We start from the raw sequence: 17,261 nt of genomic DNA on the forward strand, positions 1-17,261 counted from the left end.
AAGCAGGTGAGCGGTGTTGAAAGCAGAAGTCGATAAACTGGCAGATTTTATTAAAGACAAGGTAATTGATCATCAAAGATACGTAGTAGGAATAGATGGCTTAAGCCGTTCTGGTAAAACCACTTTTGCCAACGAACTGGGGGAAAGGCTTGAAGCGGAGAATATTCTTTATCGGACAATCCATATGGATGATCATATTGTGGAACGGGAAAAACGTTATGATACTGGTCAGGAAGAATGGTATGAATATTATCGTTTACAGTGGAATGTAATGGGTTTACGCGAAGAACTCTTTGAAAAGATCAGGAATTTATCTCAGGTGACATTGGACTTTTATGATAAAGACTCGGATACAAGCCAAAGACGCACGATCACCCTTCCGGAAAATGGTCTCATTATCATCGAAGGAGTATTTCTTCAAAGAAGTGAATGGAAAGAATACTTTGATTATATGGTATATCTTGATTGTCCACGGGAAAAAAGGTTCCTTCGAGAGAAAGAGGCAATCAGAGCGAATATCTCGAAGTTCATCAACCGCTACTGGAAAGCAGAAGAATATTATATCGATAAGGAGCAGCCGATAGAAAATGCCGATATGGTCGTAGATGGCTGAAGTGAACAGCATTATCGCCATAGAAAAGGGAGGAATCTCTTGGACTTTTACCGATTTGATAAAAAAGCAGGGCATTCGATTACCAAATTTGAATCAGATTTCATGATGAGCCGTATTTTGCAAACAGAAAACCCTCTACATATAGGAGCCATGCATTTGGAAGCTGGAGGAAAAATAGGATATCATCAAGCGGTTGTTGACCAGATCATGCTTATCGTTAGTGGTGAAGGGGAAGTATGTGGAACTGATAAAGTATTTCATCATGTAAAAAGTGGAACAGCTATTTTCTGGGAGCAGGACGAATGGCATGAAACGCAATCTGAACATGGGTTGATGGCTATTGTAATCGAAGGTGAGGAATTAAACCCTTCTCATATGACTTTACTTAAAAGGTAATACTTTCTTTGACAAACAAAGCAGAGATTTGGTTCCTAGTAAAATAGCAGTGATAGAGCAGTGGCTTACATATTATGCTCACTGCTTTTTTGACTTATAGGCAGAACCATGCGAAGGAGCAGAAATATGAACTATTATTGCTCAAGTGGAAGGGTGCTACACATATATTATGGAGAATCTAACTCATGAGAATAGTAGATAATTGGACCAGGGAAGACTATGACCTGGTGAAGAAGAAAGTGATCGAACATAATATGGAGCAGTTACCTGACCATATTAAAACGGCTAATGAAACAATTGGTTTCATGTTGAAAGATGAGGAAGGAATCGTGAAGGGTGGCATCACCGGCAACATGTTCTGGTATCATATGCATATTGATTTTCTCTGGGTTGATAAAAGCTTAAGGGGGAAAGGGTATGGGAGGGAGTTACTTAGAAAACTGGAAGAATTCGCCGTCGAAAGTGAATGCAGGCTGATTTATTTAGATACATTCAGTTTCCAGGCTCCCGATTTTTATCAGAACAATGGATATCAAGTATTCGGCGTAATTGAAGACCATCCTGAGGGCTTTAATCAATACTTCTTACAAAAGCGGTTGACTGAATAGGTTTGTGCTTAACAGGAGGTTACTTATACAAGATCACTAATCTTTTTCCATCTTATTGGCTGGTCTCTTAAATGTAATAGAAGAAATTTGTGCTTCGTGTCAGTATACATATCGATAGCCTGCATACCAAGTTCACGGCCAAATCCGCTTTGTTTTGCCCCTCGGGCAAAAAGAAGTTTCACATCGGTGCGAATAATCACAATAATGCTTATAAATATCGTAATTAGCCAATAAAATAGAAGTCTGACAGTCATTTTAGTAAGAAAAAACACTCGTAGCAATTCGAGGCCACTGAAGAACTGAAGATCTTTGAAAACTAGAATTTAAAAAAGGTTTGCTACCTTTATTCCTTCATTAGTTTAACGGTTCGTTTCACATTAGCTGTGAAAATCGCCATTCGTACTGACTTAAATTCATGGATAATTGACGGTCTAACATCGAATCCCTCACTTTTATGTATTACTTTCATTGTACAAGAAAAAGAGAGACTTTCTTTTATAAATCAAAGAAAGTCTCTCTTTTTCGTTATATCTCTGTTGATTCCACGGTGAGCGTTCGGTGGTGACGCCTGCGGGAACAGCGCGAGTCGAAGATCCACTTGGTCAAGTGATCTTCTTGACCAAGTTAGCTGAGGCCGTGCCCGCGGCAAGCATCCACCGACAAGCGATTCGTGAGAATCAACAACAAACGTTGACAGCCCCTTAAGGTTATAAAGGACTTTTTCAGTGACCTCTAGCAATTACGAGTGCTTTTTAAGTGGAGTGGCTTGCACGCCCTCTTTCTTTGGCAAAACCGGAATCATTACGCCGATTAAAGCGATAGCTGCGCAAGCCAGGAACATCGGTGTAAAGCCTGATAATGCCATTCCGCTTACCGATAGAAAAATGATAATATCAAACCCGGAATCCAAAATCGATAAGAGCGATATGGTAGTCGCCCTTACGTTAGAAGGGATGATATCGTTGGATAGCTGGGAGTAAACGGGATACCTTATGGCGTTGACTACCTTCAGCACGAGTAACACACCTAATACCACCCACAAGTAAGCATGGAAAACAGCTACTGCGGCCAGGGCAGCAACAGCAAGCATACCAGTTATGAATAATAGTGTTACCCGGCTGATTTTTCCGGTCATCCAGCCAATCGTGTGCGAAGCGACAAACCCGCTGAACGCACTAGCTGCATATACGATACCGATTAAGTACACCGCAAGACCGGCGTCCACCAATAATTTCTGATCGAATTTTTCAAAGATGGCTGCAGCTGGAATGAAAACAAGGGAAACATTCATGAACATCCAGAGCACTTGAGGGTTTTTCTTAATGGCAAGAAACCCCTCTTTTAACTGGGAATGCACATGTTCGGTGTAATTACCTTGCCGGGGTGGATTTTTAATAAACAACAGTAACACAAACTCAACCGACATAAAAACAACACCAAGCAGAATCAAACGTTGGAATTGCTCGTTCGTCAAATCCTTAGCTAAAATTGCCCCAATGATCACTACGATAATGTATACTAAAAAAGTAGCGGAACCAATCTGACCCATAGCTTTGTCCATGCGGTTCTGTTCATTGGATAATGTCAATGATTCATAGATTAACGCTTCATCGGCACCACTGAAAAAAGTGGCTGCCAAACCAGTAAGTGCACTGCTGACAAAGAACACCCAGGGTTCATAAGCAGCAAGCAATAAAGCGTGACTACCGATTCCGAGCAATGATCCGAATAAAAAAGATGTTTTTGCACCAAAGCGATCGGCAAATATGCCTGTTGGAATCTCTCCTATTAAAACTCCTATACTGAAGAATGTCATCACAAAAAGTATTTGTGTTTCATCCAATCCACGTGAAAAGTAAAAAAGAGTCAATACCGGCGCAATAAACCGGATGCTGCCGAAAATTTTTGATAAGAATAAAAATTTAATGTTATGAGCTGCTAACGTATTTTTCTTCATTTTTTCCTCCTGCTATAGTTGGTTATTTCTTTGGTATGCAGGAGTTAAGAGGCGAGCTCAAATATGCTCTAACGTACTCTCCCTCCTGGCAGTAGATTAGGAATTCTGATAAATGTTTTTAGCATGTGAAATTACCTCCTATGTGTTGGTAACTTTTATTTTACGATACACGGCCAAAAATTAGTATAAGATTATCTATTAATATACTTTTTACTGATTGGGCTCGTTATATATGAACAATAAGTGAAAACTCTGAATCTAGTTAGCGAGCAGGTTGACAATGAGAATCATTCTCTATATAATTATTTTTGCAAATGAAATTCATTATCAATTAATACATAAGCGCAGGAGGAAACGAAATGTTTAAAAAGAGTGTGCTGTTATATCTGTTGTTAGCTATTGGACTCGTTCTATCTGCATGTGGACAAAGTGATCAGGGTTCTAAAGAGGATCAAAGTAAAGAAGAAACGACTCAAGGAGACAGTGAGGAGAAATCCTCTGAAGAAAATGGCAGTGAGAGTGAAGAAGCCAATGATAAAGAAGAAGACGCTGATTTTGTAGCTGCCTACAAGAAAGGTAAAGAAGAGCTTGCAAAAGCAGGCGAAGGCGAAAAAGTAGATTACCAAAAAGTGATCGATCTTTATAATAACCAATTACAGCCATTGGTGGCAAAACGTGACGGCAAGATCGATCAGCAGATTTCTACAGCTTTAGAAGCTGGAAAAAATGGTGAAATGGATGGTCAAGTCGTCAAGCAGATCTTTGACAAATTGACTCAGAAAGTTTTCTATTTGACAATCAAGCATGAGTTCCACGAAATCGACGAAAACTGGGGTAAGAAAGAGGTAGTCAAAGAAGAGATTGCTGAAGCGAAAGAATTTTATGAAGTATTGAAGGAAACAGTTGAAAAGCGTGATGCTGCTTATGAAACCAATATGGTGGATCAGATTGACGCTGGATTCAATGAAATTGAAAAAGCAGTTGAAAATGATGATAATCTTGGGTTCCAACTAGGTAAGCAGGTCGTTGACAAGACATTGATGAAGACATTCTACCTTGCAGCAGGAGCTGTGCCTAACGGTTACGCAACAAAAGCTGCTAAAGAAGCAGAAGAAGATCCGGATAAAGCAAAGGTAGAACAAGCGGAAGGCTGGGCATTCTATCAATCTATCTCTGAATACATCACGAAGTATGCGGAAGAAGATGCGAAAATTATCGAAAAGAACTTCAACCTTGAAACAGATGTGAAAGAGCTTGACCCTGAAGCAGTAAACCATGCATTTGTCCGTGGCTTATCTAAAGTAGCTCTTCACGAATATGAAGAAAGTGAAGAATATTGGGGCGAAGATAAATCAGTCATTACGGCTCTTGAGGGTGCACTGTTCATCGATATGATCGCCAGTGACATTAAACGTATGCAAGGGGAAGAGACATACACTACGTTGAATGAGCAGGCACAAACTTATTTAGACGCCGTAAAATCAGACGAGAAAGAAAAAGCGATGGAAGTACTGGAAAAGATCGAAGGAACCCTTCACTCCATCATTGAACGAAGTAAAGCGGCCTGAAATAGGTTATGATAGATGTAAGAAACCTTGTTTCCTCAGAACAAGGTTTTTTACTTTGAAAACCGATGATTGAGGTGGCAAGGTTGCGTATATTAGTTACGGGAGGAGCAGGTTTTATTGGATCACACCTCTGCTCCAGACTCCTTAGAGAAAATCATGAAGTTACGATTGTTGATAATTTTGATCCTTATTACGACCCTGGGAGAAAGAAGAAGCAGTTGGAACTAGTGAAACGTGCTGGTAATTTCCAATTCATACAAGCTGATCTGATGGATAAACAGGCGTGCCGGAAAGTATTTCAAACAAAGCGCTTCGATGTGGTCATCCATCTGGCTGCACTGCCGGGGGTAGCATACTCTGTGAAGGAACCTCTCGCATATGTTCACTATGACATAGAAATGACCATCAATGTACTGAAGTGTGCAGGAGAAACTGGGGTTTCCCATGTAATATTTTCTTCCTCATCGTCTGTATATGGAAATAAAGCAGATAAGCCGCTAGCAGAGGATATGGTGGATGGAAAAGTAGTTTCTCCTTATGCAGCGTCTAAATATGGAGCTGAATCTTTCTGTCATTCTTTCCAGCACCTATATGGATTTCAGTTGTCCATCCTGCGTTTTTTCACTGTCTATGGACCATGGGCGCGTCCCGACATGGCGATTCCCAAGTTTGCAGAGCGGTTATCCAAAGGATTGCCTATAGAGATATATGGCAGTGGGACATCACGTGATTACACCTATATTGATGATATTGTGGATGGAGTCCATGCTGTACTAAATACAAACCACGAGAATGAAACTTTCAATATTGGTTATGGCGAACCCATTTCAATGGAGCGGTTACTTGATAATTTCCGAAAGTTTTATCCAGACATGGAAGTTATTCAAAAACCTTGGCGAACAGGGGATGTAGTTTCCACATGGGCGGATATTGCAAAAGCAGAAACCCGACTTGGATACAAGTCCAAAGTATCTATTAAGGATGGAATAGAAAAAGTGGTCCGATGGATAGGTTCATGCAGCGATTGAAGCAGTTTGTCATGTGGGGAGGCAGGCTGGTTGTCGGCATATGCTTTATTTGGTTGACCTACCTGGTATTCGACCTTTCCTATATATTAGCTGAAGTAAAGCAGCTATTCAGAAACTTCTGGTTAGTGGTGTCAATGACATGTTTTTATTTAGCTGCTTTTATTATTCGGGCAAAAGCCTGGCAGCTGTATGTGGGAAAGCAAATAAGTTTGAAAGTGTTCATAGATGGAGTACTATACAGTCTGTTCATAAACCATCTCCTTCCCATTAAGGCCGGAGATATTGTGCGAACCGGCCACCTGGCTCAGTCGGGGAAAGTAGCATGGAAAACTGCTTTGCAATCAGTCGTAGTCATGAGGCTGCTTGATTTATTGATTTTAGGACTGATCGCTATCATCGGAATCCTTTATTTAGGGTTATCGTTATCCTACCTGTTTCTTACAATGGTGTTGATTGGCGGGGGTCTTCTTTTAGGTTTATTATTACTTAAAGAAAAATGGCGAAATATGCTCCTGGTTCACATCAGGCAGATCATATCTATTTTATTCTCGGCCAAAGGCATCATAATCTTCACGCTTATTACAGTAAGCTGGTGTCTGGAAGCTGTGGTCATATTCGCAGTGACTACCGAGTTCAGCCTATCATTATCCTATCTGCAATCTCTTTGGGTAAACAGTTTTACGATTGCCGGTCAGGTTTTTCATTTTTCACCTGGAGGAATCGGTACTTACGAGAGCTTTATGAGTTTGGCGTTGGCGGCCTATCAGGTACCGATCAAGGAAGCTTATACCATAGCGGTCATTACCCACGGGTTTAAATTCATCTTTTCCTTTGCAGCAGGTATTTATCTTATTTTAAGTGTTCCTATTTCATGGACAACGATCAAGCATTGGGTGAAAAGAAAGGAAGATTAATATGAAGCAGGCATCCACATTCGAGGTGATCGCTGCACGAGGCTGGAATTTGTTGAATGAAGGGAAGCCGTTTACGCCAATCTTTGTCGTCGGCACGATGCTCCTCTTTTACATAGGGGAATGGGGAAACCCTTCTTTCTGGCAAACGACCGGTTTCAGTTTCTTGTTAACGGTGCCATTGTTGGCACTCTATTATCACTTTGATTTCCCTTTATTATTACGTAACTATTTATGGCTTCCTTTTGTCGCCTATTTGATTCTATGGGGGGATGTGAATCTCTCTCTATTAACGTTTGCACTTGGCCTGTATTTCTTTTTCACGGTCTTTTTTTGGGGCACATTTTACTATCATTTAAGAATCGGCACCTCATGGCTGAATTTCACGCGTTTCTGGAAGCTTGTATTGAAAAATAGTGACTCAACAAGCGGAAATGCCCAGGAACAGCTGCCTAAGTTTCTGTTGATTCTTTCCTTATGGAATTTGTTTTATGAAAAGCTCGGCAGCGGCATGGCGGTGGACTATCTATCATACGCATTTTTTCTGCTAGGAGTATGGGCGTTAAGCTGGATTCTTCACCGCTACTTGTTTGATTGGAAGCCGGAGTTGAAGCGGAATTTTACAGAACCTGTTACAGACAATGGTGAGAAAAGTGACAAAGTAATCATGATTGTCATCGATGGAATGAGAAAGGAACGTTTCCAGGAAGCAAATACTCCTTTTTTGGACAAACTTCGTAAAAATGGTACGGAATATGCGCAGATGGAAACCGTTTACCCCGCAAGGACTGTCGTCTGCTTTTCATCCATGATGACCGGTACCTATCCACAGGAGCATGGTATCAAATCGAATATGGTATGGAAGCTCGGCATCAAGGTGGAATCAATTTTTGACTCGTTACGCAAAATAGGGAAGAAAGGCCGTCTTCTGGGTGTGGCTCATCTGATTGATGCCATGGGAGACGACGTAGATGCCTATACGGCTGTCATGGACAATGATTCTGTCGATAAGGGAATCCTGGAAAATGCAAAACGCATCATGGAAAAAGAAGACTTGGACTTTTTTAATATACAATTGATCAGCACAGATCAAACAGGACATAGCCGGGGTGTTCTTTATGATGAATATATCCAAAAAATCGAGGAGGCTGACCACCTGATCGAGGAGTTCGTTTCCTGGATGGACACGAAGGGATATATGAAGAATACCACATTACTTATTTGTGCAGATCATGGCCAGGCAGACGGTATCGGAGGACATGGTCACCTCGATGAAGGAGAGCGCTATGTACCCTTCTTCATGTATGGACCGCAGATTGAACAAGGTAAAGTCATTGACGATAAACATAGTTTGATTTCTGTAGCCCCAACCGTAGCTCAATTATTAGGAGCTCCTTATCCAAGTCATAGCAGAGGCGCTGTCCTTACTGATGCACTCAAAAATGCAAGAAAGGAACAAAAACATGAATCAGAAAGTCATCGTATTTCTACCAGCTCATAATGAAGAAGAATCTATTGTACAGGTGATTCGTAAGGTACCTCGCAACTTTCACCCCCAAGTTGATGTCGAAATTCTAGTCATCAATGACGGATCGACGGACAGGACGGTGGAAGTGGCGAAGGAAGCAGGAGCCGACCATATTTATACACACACCGTTAATAAAGGGTTAGGCGCTTCTGTTCGGGAAGGTCTCAAGCAATCATATCAGCTGGGAGCCGACATCGCTGTCATGATCGATGCCGATAACGAGTATCCTGCCTGGGAAATCCCTGAGTTGATCCAGCCTATTTTAGATGGAGAGTACGACTACACTATGGGTTCCAGGTTCCTCGGCACAATAGATGGAATGAGAATCCATCGACGTCTGGGCAATTATTTCTTTACTTTTCTTCAGTCCGTTCTGCTTCGAAAGTGGATCTATGATGGTCAGTCAGGCATGCGCGCGTTTTCAAGGCAGGCCATTCAACATGCGGAAATCATCCATGATTATAATTATGCGCAAGTAGTGACATTGAACCTGGTTAGAAAAGGATTCCGGGTCAAAGAAGTCCCGATTACGTATAAAGTACGATCTAAAGGGCAGTCGTATATCAAATTCCGTGCCTATATGACATCGGTATTTCCTGCGATTGTCAAAGAGATGTCCCGTTGTCACAAAAAAGTCGATATTGTACGTAAACCGTTAGAAACTAAGCGTTCGGTCGATAAAAAGACTGGTTGAATGCGCTTTTTTTCATTGACATTGATATTGATAATCTTTATCATTTAATTTGACAGGAGATGCTATCGATGAAGAAATTCAATTTATTCTTAGCAATCATGGTATTGCTGACATTTTCCATACAAACAAATGCAGCGGCATACTCTTATGGTGATCCCAGTGAAGAAAAGATCGCACAGGTCTATGAAAAGATGGTAGCGAAATTGAACCAGTCCCCGCCAGACTTCCAGGAAGCCGAAGCATTGTTTAATACGGTAAAAGAAGAAGTCGATATGCACATGGGAAAAGGGGCATCGGAGCTGGTATTGAACTCCCTTGAAGATGAAGATAAAGAAGCTACGATCAACAATATGCAAAAGCTGTTAGGCTTGAATATAGCCAGACGCTTGAATGCGATAGAGAACAATTTTGAAGAGTATGATACGAGTAAAAAGCTTCTGGCCAAGGGGTTTGCTACATATAAAGCTTTATCCCCGGCTATCGAAGAGCAGGATGCCAAGCTGGATTCTCAAATAAGGGAAGAGTTCGACTTAGCTCTGGAAGCTCTCGGAAATCCCGGTTTGTTCGGGGTAGGGGAGAAAGAATCTGATAAGGAACAGTTCCTTAAGAGCAAATCTTCCATATTAGAAGCTTTGAAAGAACCGTTGAATATTGAGGAATTTAATGCCGGCCATTTTACGGAGAGTGCCACAGCAGAAGAAAACACCAGCCAATCCACCAATGATAAGTACACCGATTTCACCGAGTGGAAAAATTGGCTGCCAATCTTGGTCCTGATCGGCATCATAATTGCCGTTGTACTATACTTTTTGAAAAGAAGGAAAAGATCTTAAGTATAAAGAGGTGTGGAAATCATGGAAATCCAGGCGCTGTTAATCACCTTTCGTGAAGTGTTAGAAGCACTCTTGATCATCGGTATAATCACCACCTATCTCAAGAGGACAGAAAATAAACAATACTCGAAATTCGTCTGGCTCGGTGCCGGTCTTGCTGTTGTCGCCAGTATTGGTGTGGCGATGTTGTTTCAAGTCGTATTTACGAGTTTTGCAGCAATGGGAAGTGAAATGTATCTGAAAGTCACTATCATGCTCGTATCATCCTTCCTATTGACTCAGATGGTATTTTGGATGGCGAAACACAGCAAAAACCTGAAAGGTGAAATGGAAGGGAAGATGGGGCAGCTCGTCACAACGGGAAATGTGATCGGGATGGTCATCCACTCCTTTCTGGTCGTCCTTCGTGAAGGTGTGGAAACGGTGTTTTTCTTCGCTGCTATTACAGGCGGAGATATCGGGAAAGGTTTGCAAGGCTGGGGTGCAATCACCGGGGTAGTCATTGCAGCCACCGTAAGTTACTTGTTCTTCAAGGGAACCATGCGCATTCCTTTGAAAACTTTCTTCAAAGTAACAGGAGCATTCATTGTCCTGATTGCTGCAGGACTGCTCGTCCAAGGGATTTCCATGATGCAGGACTTACAGATAATCGGAAGTGTCATGCCGCATGTATATAATATTACCTGGCTCTTACCAGAGCATCCGATTGATTACGCCCATTACTTGCGTGATACTGGTGTGGCACCGGTATTCTCGGGCGATGTAGGTATATTCCTAAAAGCATTATTCGGCTATTCATCCATGCCGTCACTTGAAGAAATAATTGCTTATATCGGTTACTTTGTAGTCATTTACCTGCTTGTCCAAGCAAAAAATGAGACACCGGAAAAGCAAAAAGTGACAAAGCTTAAAAAACAACCGAAAACTGCTTATACAAATAACACTGCAGGACATAACGTTAAATAATTTGATTTACTACAAGGCGTAATTTTATTACGCCTTGTTTTGTGTTTAATAAAAGAAGGAGAAGAACCCATGAAAAAGGCTGGATATCCTATTAATAAAACGAAATTATTGGCATGGGCTGTATTCCTGGCATTTTTAGGACTCACCTTCTATTTTCGTGTCACTTTTGCAAGTCCATTTGCCAGATCATGGGATCAGGTTGATTTTGCTTTAGGGGTAACCGATTTTGATCTGTTTACGATGCAGCCGCATTTTCCTGGTTATCCCTACTTTGTGTTAGGCGGGATGCTAATCAACCGCTTTTTAGATCATCCTGTGCGGTCTCTTGCCATTTTTAATACCGTGCTGACCGCTTCCTCTGTCGTTCCGATATACCTTTTATTCAGAAGAAGGTATGCTACAGCAATAGCCTTACTGTTTGTTGCTGTTATTCATTCCATGAGTTATATGTGGGTAATGAGTACAGAACCAATGAGTGAAGCGGCTGCAGTGGCTGTGCTATGGTGGTATGTTTGGAGTATATACCAGGCTTACAGGAAGTCCTCATTTTATTGGATGATGCTGCCTTTGTTTCTATTCAGCATACTTATGGGGATACGCTTGTCTTATCTTCCATTCGGATTGGGAATCCTGTTGTTATGGTGGAATAAGAGAAACCAATTTAATACAAGGAAATCCTATACCTGGTTTATTTTAAGGCATACCCTTTTAGCGATAGCTTTTCAGATGGTTTGGGCAGCCGGATTGGTTCTCTCTACTGGAGGCATCGCTACATTCATGGAGCTCGCCATGGGATTCATCAATGGTCATTTTACCGAATGGGGCGGAGCCGTTACGGCGGATTCTGTGCCGATATGGAAGCGGATATATATCCTTTTGTTCCATAATCTATTATGGAAGGCATGGTTCGTGGAGTCATGGCCAATCGCTGGATTGTATACAGGCCTGCTCCTAATAGTAGTTTTTTTATCTATTAGAAATAAAGGTGCTATGAAAAAAATTGATCGCTGGCTGTTGGTTTTATTGTGCTGCTATTTTGTATGGGCGTTATTTGCGCAGAATGTAGATAAACCGAGGCATATCCTGCCACTGACTGGTTTTTCGGTATACTTATTGCTTGTGAACATTGCGGGTAAGGTGAAGCTTTTGACGGTCAGCCTGTGCTTTGTTTTGATCACTACCCAGTCCTGGCACGGGCTGGCTTTAGCTAGTGAAAAAGCAACAGAACTGCCGGCTGTTTATCAGCTTTCCAATTATTTGTCTCAACTTAACGAACCTTTAATTATTTATACATGGGAAGAATCAAGGGTCATGGAATATCTTGACGTTGAATTTTCTCATAAGAAATTATACACTTACGAATATTTTGAATCGAGATTATCTTATAGTAAAGAAAAACGGATATTTTTGACGGATCACGTAGTGAAAGGCTTTGAAATGCAGGGACACCCGGTACAGGATAACATACGAAAAGTTGCTGTATTTCAATCGGATGATCTGTTTAATCCGGTTTATCACGATATTCAACTGTATGAATGGATCGGTGAATGAAGGAGTGGCATCTAGTGAAAATAAGCATAATAGGAACTGGTTATGTCGGGTTGGTTACAGGAGCTTGTCTGGCAGAGATTGGCCACTTTGTGACATGCGTAGATATTGATGCACAAAAGGTTGAAATGATGCAGTCAGGACGCTCGCCCATCTATGAAGCCGGTTTGGAGAAATTAATGCAGAAAAATATAAAAATGGGGAAGTTATCTTTCACCACAGATTCCCGCGCAGGCTTAAACCATGCAGATGTCATCTATATTGCCGTAGGAACTCCACAAAACCCTGATGGTACAACTGATCTGGCGGCTGTAGAGATGGCAGCAGAACTTGTAGCACAGCATGTAGTCAAAGATGTCATTGTCGTGACAAAAAGTACAGTGCCGGTCGGAACGAATGCCTGGGTGAAAGAAAGGATCAGGCAGCATGTGCGGGGCGGTATATCGGTGGAAGTAGTACATAACCCGGAATTTTTACGGGAAGGATCAGCTGTATATGATACATTCCATGGGGACCGGATCGTAATTGGAGCAGACAACCATGAATCAGCGATGATTATTGAAAAAATAAATGAACCTTTTGATATTCCTGTTTTTATAACAGACATCAATAATGCGGAGATGATCAAGTATGCTTCCAATGCTTTTTTAGCCACCAAAATCAGTTTCATCAATGAAATTGCTAATATATGTGAAAAAATTGGAGCCGACGTGGAAGAGGTGGCCTATGGAATGGGGCTGGATAAACGGATCGGCCCTCAATTTTTACAAGCGGGTATCGGTTATGGTGGTTCCTGCTTCCCGAAAGATACAAGCGCTCTTGTCCATTTGGCCGGTGGAGTAGAACATGATTTTGAACTATTGAAGTCTGTCATTCGCGTGAACAATCATCAGCAGGCTGCATTGGTTGAGAAGGCAAAACAGCGCTTTGGCTCTCTTGCTGGAAAACGGATTGCGGTCCTGGGTCTTGCCTACAAACCTAATACAGATGACATGCGAGAGGCAGCATCATTGACAGTCATAGAACGGCTGGTTGAAGAGTCCGCAACTGTGATTGCATATGACCCACAGGCCATTGAAAAGGCAAAACCCTTACTGCCGCGGAGGGTAGTGTTTGCAGGTTCATTGCGAGAAGCACTGACCGGGGCTGATGCTGGATTTATACTGACCGAATGGGAAGAAATCAAATATTTTCCGTTAAGCGATATGAAGAACCTGATGAATAATCCGATCATATTTGACGGGAGAAATTGCTTGCAGTTAGAAGAATTGCGCAAGCATAAAATCGAATATCATTCTATCGGGCGTCCAAGCATAGGAAGAGCGTTCCTGTAATAAACAGGACGCTTTTTTTAAATTCATTAATGAGGAACATGGCTTATAATGGAGATGGAGGTGGAGAAAGTGGAAAGAATTATGGTGGTAGGGGTCTCGGCAGGGGTAGGGAAGTCTACTTTTGCCCGAAAAATGGGAGAAGCATTGCAAATAGATGTTTACCATTTAGATGCACTATATTGGAAACCGGGCTGGATGGAAGCTTCCCTGAATGAGTTTGAGAAGGCGCAACAGGAAATTGTAAAAAAAGAAAAGTGGATTATAGAAGGCAATTACAGCAAGACTTATGACATCCGTATAACAAGCGCAGACACGATTATATATTTAGAACTTCCGCGCTATATTTGTCTTTATCGTGCAATTAAACGATGGCTGATGAACATTGGAAAAACGCGTCCTGACATGGGGGCGGGTTGTAAGGAAAAATTAGATTGGAATTTCCTTAAGTATATTTACACCACTTATAAATCACGGAGGAGTAATATGAAAGAAAGACTGCGTACTCTTCAAGCACAGCAACATACCAAAAATATCATTACTTTGAAAAGCAGAGATGAAATGGAGTCGTATCTGGAAAGTTTATTAAAGAAAAATGACAGGCCATTTTCTATCATTTCCTAATTATTTTAAAAAACATGAGTAATAGGTTTAGTCAGAAAAGGATGCTACCCATAAAATAACAGCATGATGCCGTATTAAATCGCGCTCCGGCCACACCTTGTCGGCATAACATTCTCATAAGAAAGCTCTTCCGTCTGGAGGGCTTTCTTTCTTTGTGATCATCAACAATAGCTTGTAACTTTCCAAAGCAGGTTATCTTTCGTATAAGTATTCAATTTTGCGGCTAACTGTTTTGCCTCTTGATAATCATCAAAGATTTTAACGGTTTGATCCATTGGGTCTTTTAATATATCTGTCCTGAGAGAATGATTCCTGACAAGTGTGTACAAATTGGACAACTCCTTATTGTATAATATTTGTATAACGTAAGTATAACTTATTTTGGTGAAAATGCAATGTTTTCGTATTCCATTAAACAAAAGTGACAGGAACACGAATCGCCTCAGGATTTTCCTTTTATTAGAAATAGTCTTTTTGGTAAAAAGAAGTTTCTTAAGAAATTCACTGGTTTTGGGGAAGCTTTTTTTAAATTGTAAAAAGATGTTGAAATATCAGGAAATTATAGATACAATGACGTAATATTTTATTTTCGGCATAGGGGGCAGGAGATGAAACAGGAAATTGCGGTAAAGAAGATCGTTGAGAGTTTGAAAAAGGACTCCAGTGTTAAGAGTATATTTTTAAAAGGGTCGATGGGCAGAGGGGAATATGATGAGCATTCCGATGTAGATTTATATTGTCTCGTTAAAGAAGGTGAAGAAAAAGAATTTCTATTACGTCGTCTGGAGCATCTGAAAGCCTACAAAGAAATCATCTTTTATGATGATATTTTTATCATAGCTCCGCAGATAATAGCAGTTTACGAGGATTGGCTGCATATTGACTTATTTACCGTGACAGAAAAAAACATACAAAGTAAAGATTATTTCACCGTATTGTTCGATCCGGAAGGTGTGATGGAAAGCTATGAGTCTGAGCAGCATTTGACATTGAGCGAAGAGGAGTTCCGTGATCATGTGCTCGATACAGCATGGTTCCTTTTTCAGTATAAGAAGGCCGCTGAACGAGGGAATCTTACCTGGGCAGTAGAAATGCTACGCTATGTTATGAGGCACCTGTCCTATGTGTTGTTACATCACTATGCACCGGACCGGGCCTTACTGGGATTGAAGGCTGTACATAAATTTTTGCCCAGCGAGAAGCGGGACAGATATGAACGTATATATGAAACAGTGACTCCTTCCTCTTATGCAGTGGCTGTTAAAGATATCGCTCTGTTATTGAATGATGAATTTGAATGGATTCGATCCCAGATAAAATCAGATGCCCAAACAGTCTCTTTTCTTAAGTTGATGATGGACACATTTATAGGGGAGATTTAAGCTAAAGATGATCCAGACGTTTGATGAATTTGAAATCCCTGATACATATAAGAAGGAAGTGTTTTTATCTCTGACTACACAAAGGAAATAAGAAATCTAATCGGAACCAGACCGCTAATTTTACCTGGCTCTACCTTGCTTGTATTCAATGATGCTCAAGAGTTATTACTGCAGCACCGCTCCGATACCAAGGAATGGGGATTGCCTGGTGGTAACATGGAGCCTGGAGAAAGTCTGGAGCAGACAGCCAGGCGGGAATTATTAGAAGAAACAGGCTTGCAGGCGGAAGAATTACAATTAAGAAATTTGCTGTCCGGTGAGGACTATTATTTCAAGTATCCAAATGGGGATGAAGTTTACAACGTCATTGGAGTTTACGAGGCAATCAACCCATATGGGAAATTAGTGATGGAAGATGGGGAGAGTTTAGCACTCAAATATTTTCCATTACATGACTTGCCAGAAATAATGGACTATCGGGCAAGGCTTATCATCAAAAAGACATTATTATAATATTTTTAGGTGAACCTGGAATAGGGGAAGCAAATGAAACCATATAAAAAACTGGATCCAGTAAAAGCAGCGCATAAGTTTGCAAATCAATATTATCCGGATTGCCAGGGTGCCATATTAGCTGGCAGTGTTGTCCGGGGGGAAGCTACAGAAACTTCCGACCTCGATATAATCATTTTCGATCGTATGCTTTCTTCATCTTATCGGGAGTCATTAATTGAATTTGATTGGCCAATCGAAGTTTTCCTCCATAACTTCACTTCTTATAGACAATACTTTAAAAGCGATTGCGAAAGGGCAAGACCATCCTTGCCCAGGATGGTGGCTGAAGGAATTGTCCTGAAAGACGATGGGATAATCGGCTCTATTAAGCAAGAGGCTCAAGCTTTGTTGGAAAAAGGACCAGAAGAATGGCCTGCAAAAACAATTGAAATGAAACGTTATTTCATTACAGATACACTGGAAGATTTAATCGGCAGTTCTCATAGGGATGAACAATTATTCATAGCTAATACCCTGGCTGAGCTGGTGAGCGAATTCGTTTTACGTACAAACCGAAGATGGATTGGCACATCCAAATGGACGGTGCGAGCGCTGAAAAACTACGATGAAAAATTTGCTAATGAGTTTGTAGAGGTGTTTGATGTTTTCTATCAAACCGACGATAAAAGCAGCATTATTCGTTTAGTGGATGAAATTTTGAAGCCTTATGGAGGAAGGCTGTTTGAAGGGTTTTCATTAGGAAAAGATAAATGATGAAC

General features: G+C 41.1%; 18 protein-coding genes. 16 read left to right on the forward strand and 2 right to left on the reverse strand.

Going from position 1 to position 17,261, the window contains the following annotated elements:
- Positions 1-16 precede the first annotated feature (16 nt).
- The 3 genes from P855_RS0117255 to P855_RS0117265 all read left to right on the forward strand — a co-directional run bounded on the left by P855_RS0117255 (position 17) and on the right by P855_RS0117265 (position 1,617).
- Entirely contained in the window at positions 17-613 is a 597-nt protein-coding gene (locus tag P855_RS0117255; RefSeq protein WP_051353296.1) for a kinase, read from the forward strand.
- A 39-nt stretch (positions 614-652) separates the two neighbouring features.
- Positions 653-1,009, forward strand: coding sequence for a cupin (locus tag P855_RS0117260; RefSeq protein ID WP_028784740.1), 357 nt, complete (start codon positions 653-655; stop codon positions 1,007-1,009).
- 185 nt (positions 1,010-1,194) lie between these two features.
- Positions 1,195-1,617: a GNAT family N-acetyltransferase gene (locus tag P855_RS0117265; RefSeq protein WP_028784741.1), complete on the forward strand. Its 423-nt coding sequence runs from the start codon at positions 1,195-1,197 to the stop codon at positions 1,615-1,617.
- Between the two features lie 739 nt (positions 1,618-2,356).
- Here P855_RS0117265 and P855_RS0117275 read toward each other — a convergent pair.
- The gene (locus P855_RS0117275) at positions 2,357-3,574 is read right to left on the reverse strand and encodes an MFS transporter (RefSeq protein WP_028784743.1); all 1,218 of its coding nucleotides are present in this window, start codon (positions 3,572-3,574) and stop codon (positions 2,357-2,359) included.
- Positions 3,575-3,933: 359 nt separating this feature from the next.
- Between P855_RS0117275 and P855_RS0117280 the strand changes: the two genes are divergently transcribed.
- The 10 genes from P855_RS0117280 to P855_RS0117325 all read left to right on the forward strand — a co-directional run bounded on the left by P855_RS0117280 (position 3,934) and on the right by P855_RS0117325 (position 14,605).
- Positions 3,934-5,142, forward strand: a complete 1,209-nt coding sequence (locus P855_RS0117280; RefSeq protein ID WP_028784744.1) for a hypothetical protein — start codon at positions 3,934-3,936, stop codon at positions 5,140-5,142.
- 83 nt (positions 5,143-5,225) lie between these two features.
- Positions 5,226-6,170 (forward strand): NAD-dependent epimerase/dehydratase family protein, encoded by a 945-nt coding sequence (locus P855_RS0117285; protein WP_028784745.1) that lies wholly within the window; start codon positions 5,226-5,228, stop codon positions 6,168-6,170.
- Positions 6,146-7,084, forward strand: coding sequence for a lysylphosphatidylglycerol synthase domain-containing protein (locus P855_RS0117290; protein ID WP_084315749.1), 939 nt, complete (start codon positions 6,146-6,148; stop codon positions 7,082-7,084). The genes P855_RS0117285 and P855_RS0117290 overlap by 25 nt, the downstream gene beginning before the upstream one ends.
- Before the next feature lies 1 nt (position 7,085).
- Positions 7,086-8,582 (forward strand): alkaline phosphatase family protein, encoded by a 1,497-nt coding sequence (locus P855_RS0117295; RefSeq protein ID WP_028784747.1) that lies wholly within the window; start codon positions 7,086-7,088, stop codon positions 8,580-8,582.
- Positions 8,545-9,303 carry a glycosyltransferase family 2 protein gene (locus P855_RS21245; RefSeq protein ID WP_037986417.1) on the forward strand — a complete coding sequence of 253 codons (759 nt, stop codon included), beginning with the start codon at positions 8,545-8,547 and terminating at the stop codon, positions 9,301-9,303. Before P855_RS0117295 ends, P855_RS21245 begins: the two co-directional genes overlap by 38 nt.
- 68 nt (positions 9,304-9,371) lie before the next feature.
- Positions 9,372-10,136 carry a hypothetical protein gene (locus P855_RS0117305; RefSeq protein ID WP_028784748.1) on the forward strand — a complete coding sequence of 255 codons (765 nt, stop codon included), beginning with the start codon at positions 9,372-9,374 and terminating at the stop codon, positions 10,134-10,136.
- A 21-nt stretch (positions 10,137-10,157) separates the two neighbouring features.
- Positions 10,158-11,102: an FTR1 family iron permease gene (locus tag P855_RS21250; RefSeq protein WP_051353298.1), complete on the forward strand. Its 945-nt coding sequence runs from the start codon at positions 10,158-10,160 to the stop codon at positions 11,100-11,102.
- 69 nt (positions 11,103-11,171) lie between these two features.
- Positions 11,172-12,653 carry a hypothetical protein gene (locus P855_RS0117315; protein ID WP_028784749.1) on the forward strand — a complete coding sequence of 494 codons (1,482 nt, stop codon included), beginning with the start codon at positions 11,172-11,174 and terminating at the stop codon, positions 12,651-12,653.
- Between the two features lie 14 nt (positions 12,654-12,667).
- Positions 12,668-13,984, forward strand: coding sequence for a UDP-glucose dehydrogenase family protein (locus P855_RS0117320; protein ID WP_152526268.1), 1,317 nt, complete (start codon positions 12,668-12,670; stop codon positions 13,982-13,984).
- A 69-nt stretch (positions 13,985-14,053) separates the two neighbouring features.
- Entirely contained in the window at positions 14,054-14,605 is a 552-nt protein-coding gene (locus P855_RS0117325; protein ID WP_028784751.1) for a DNA topology modulation protein, read from the forward strand.
- A gap of 161 nt (positions 14,606-14,766) precedes the next feature.
- Here P855_RS0117325 and P855_RS22305 read toward each other — a convergent pair whose 3' ends face one another.
- Positions 14,767-14,934 carry a hypothetical protein gene (locus P855_RS22305; protein WP_161628831.1) on the reverse strand — a complete coding sequence of 56 codons (168 nt, stop codon included), beginning with the start codon at positions 14,932-14,934 and terminating at the stop codon, positions 14,767-14,769.
- Between the two features lie 279 nt (positions 14,935-15,213).
- Between P855_RS22305 and P855_RS0117335 the strand changes: the two genes are divergently transcribed.
- From P855_RS0117335 to P855_RS0117350, 3 genes are all read left to right on the forward strand, one after another.
- Complete coding sequence (locus tag P855_RS0117335; RefSeq protein ID WP_028784752.1) at positions 15,214-15,987, forward strand: nucleotidyltransferase domain-containing protein; 774 nt, start codon at positions 15,214-15,216, stop codon at positions 15,985-15,987.
- 66 nt (positions 15,988-16,053) lie between these two features.
- The gene (locus P855_RS0117345) at positions 16,054-16,500 is read left to right on the forward strand and encodes an NUDIX hydrolase (protein ID WP_028784753.1); all 447 of its coding nucleotides are present in this window, start codon (positions 16,054-16,056) and stop codon (positions 16,498-16,500) included.
- Between the two features lie 33 nt (positions 16,501-16,533).
- Positions 16,534-17,256 (forward strand): nucleotidyltransferase domain-containing protein, encoded by a 723-nt coding sequence (locus P855_RS0117350; RefSeq protein ID WP_028784754.1) that lies wholly within the window; start codon positions 16,534-16,536, stop codon positions 17,254-17,256.
- Positions 17,257-17,261 lie beyond the last annotated feature (5 nt).

Source organism: Thalassobacillus devorans MSP14 (assembly GCF_000496835.1).
GTDB classification, from domain to species: domain Bacteria; phylum Bacillota; class Bacilli; order Bacillales; family Halobacillaceae; genus Thalassobacillus; species Thalassobacillus devorans_B.

Coding starts and splice junctions, on each gene's coding strand:
- P855_RS0117265 (WP_028784741.1), top strand. CDS start 1,195: ATGAGAATAGTAGATAATTGGACCAGGGAAGACTATGACCTGGTGAAG.
- P855_RS0117275 (WP_028784743.1), bottom strand. CDS start 3,574: ATGAAGAAAAATACGTTAGCAGCTCATAACATTAAATTTTTATTCTTA.
- P855_RS0117280 (WP_028784744.1), top strand. CDS start 3,934: ATGTTTAAAAAGAGTGTGCTGTTATATCTGTTGTTAGCTATTGGACTC.
- P855_RS0117290 (WP_084315749.1), top strand. CDS start 6,146: ATGGATAGGTTCATGCAGCGATTGAAGCAGTTTGTCATGTGGGGAGGC.
- P855_RS0117295 (WP_028784747.1), top strand. CDS start 7,086: ATGAAGCAGGCATCCACATTCGAGGTGATCGCTGCACGAGGCTGGAAT.
- P855_RS21245 (WP_037986417.1), top strand. CDS start 8,545: ATGAATCAGAAAGTCATCGTATTTCTACCAGCTCATAATGAAGAAGAA.
- P855_RS0117305 (WP_028784748.1), top strand. CDS start 9,372: ATGAAGAAATTCAATTTATTCTTAGCAATCATGGTATTGCTGACATTT.
- P855_RS21250 (WP_051353298.1), top strand. CDS start 10,158: ATGGAAATCCAGGCGCTGTTAATCACCTTTCGTGAAGTGTTAGAAGCA.
- P855_RS0117315 (WP_028784749.1), top strand. CDS start 11,172: ATGAAAAAGGCTGGATATCCTATTAATAAAACGAAATTATTGGCATGG.
- P855_RS0117335 (WP_028784752.1), top strand. CDS start 15,214: ATGAAACAGGAAATTGCGGTAAAGAAGATCGTTGAGAGTTTGAAAAAG.
- P855_RS0117350 (WP_028784754.1), top strand. CDS start 16,534: ATGAAACCATATAAAAAACTGGATCCAGTAAAAGCAGCGCATAAGTTT.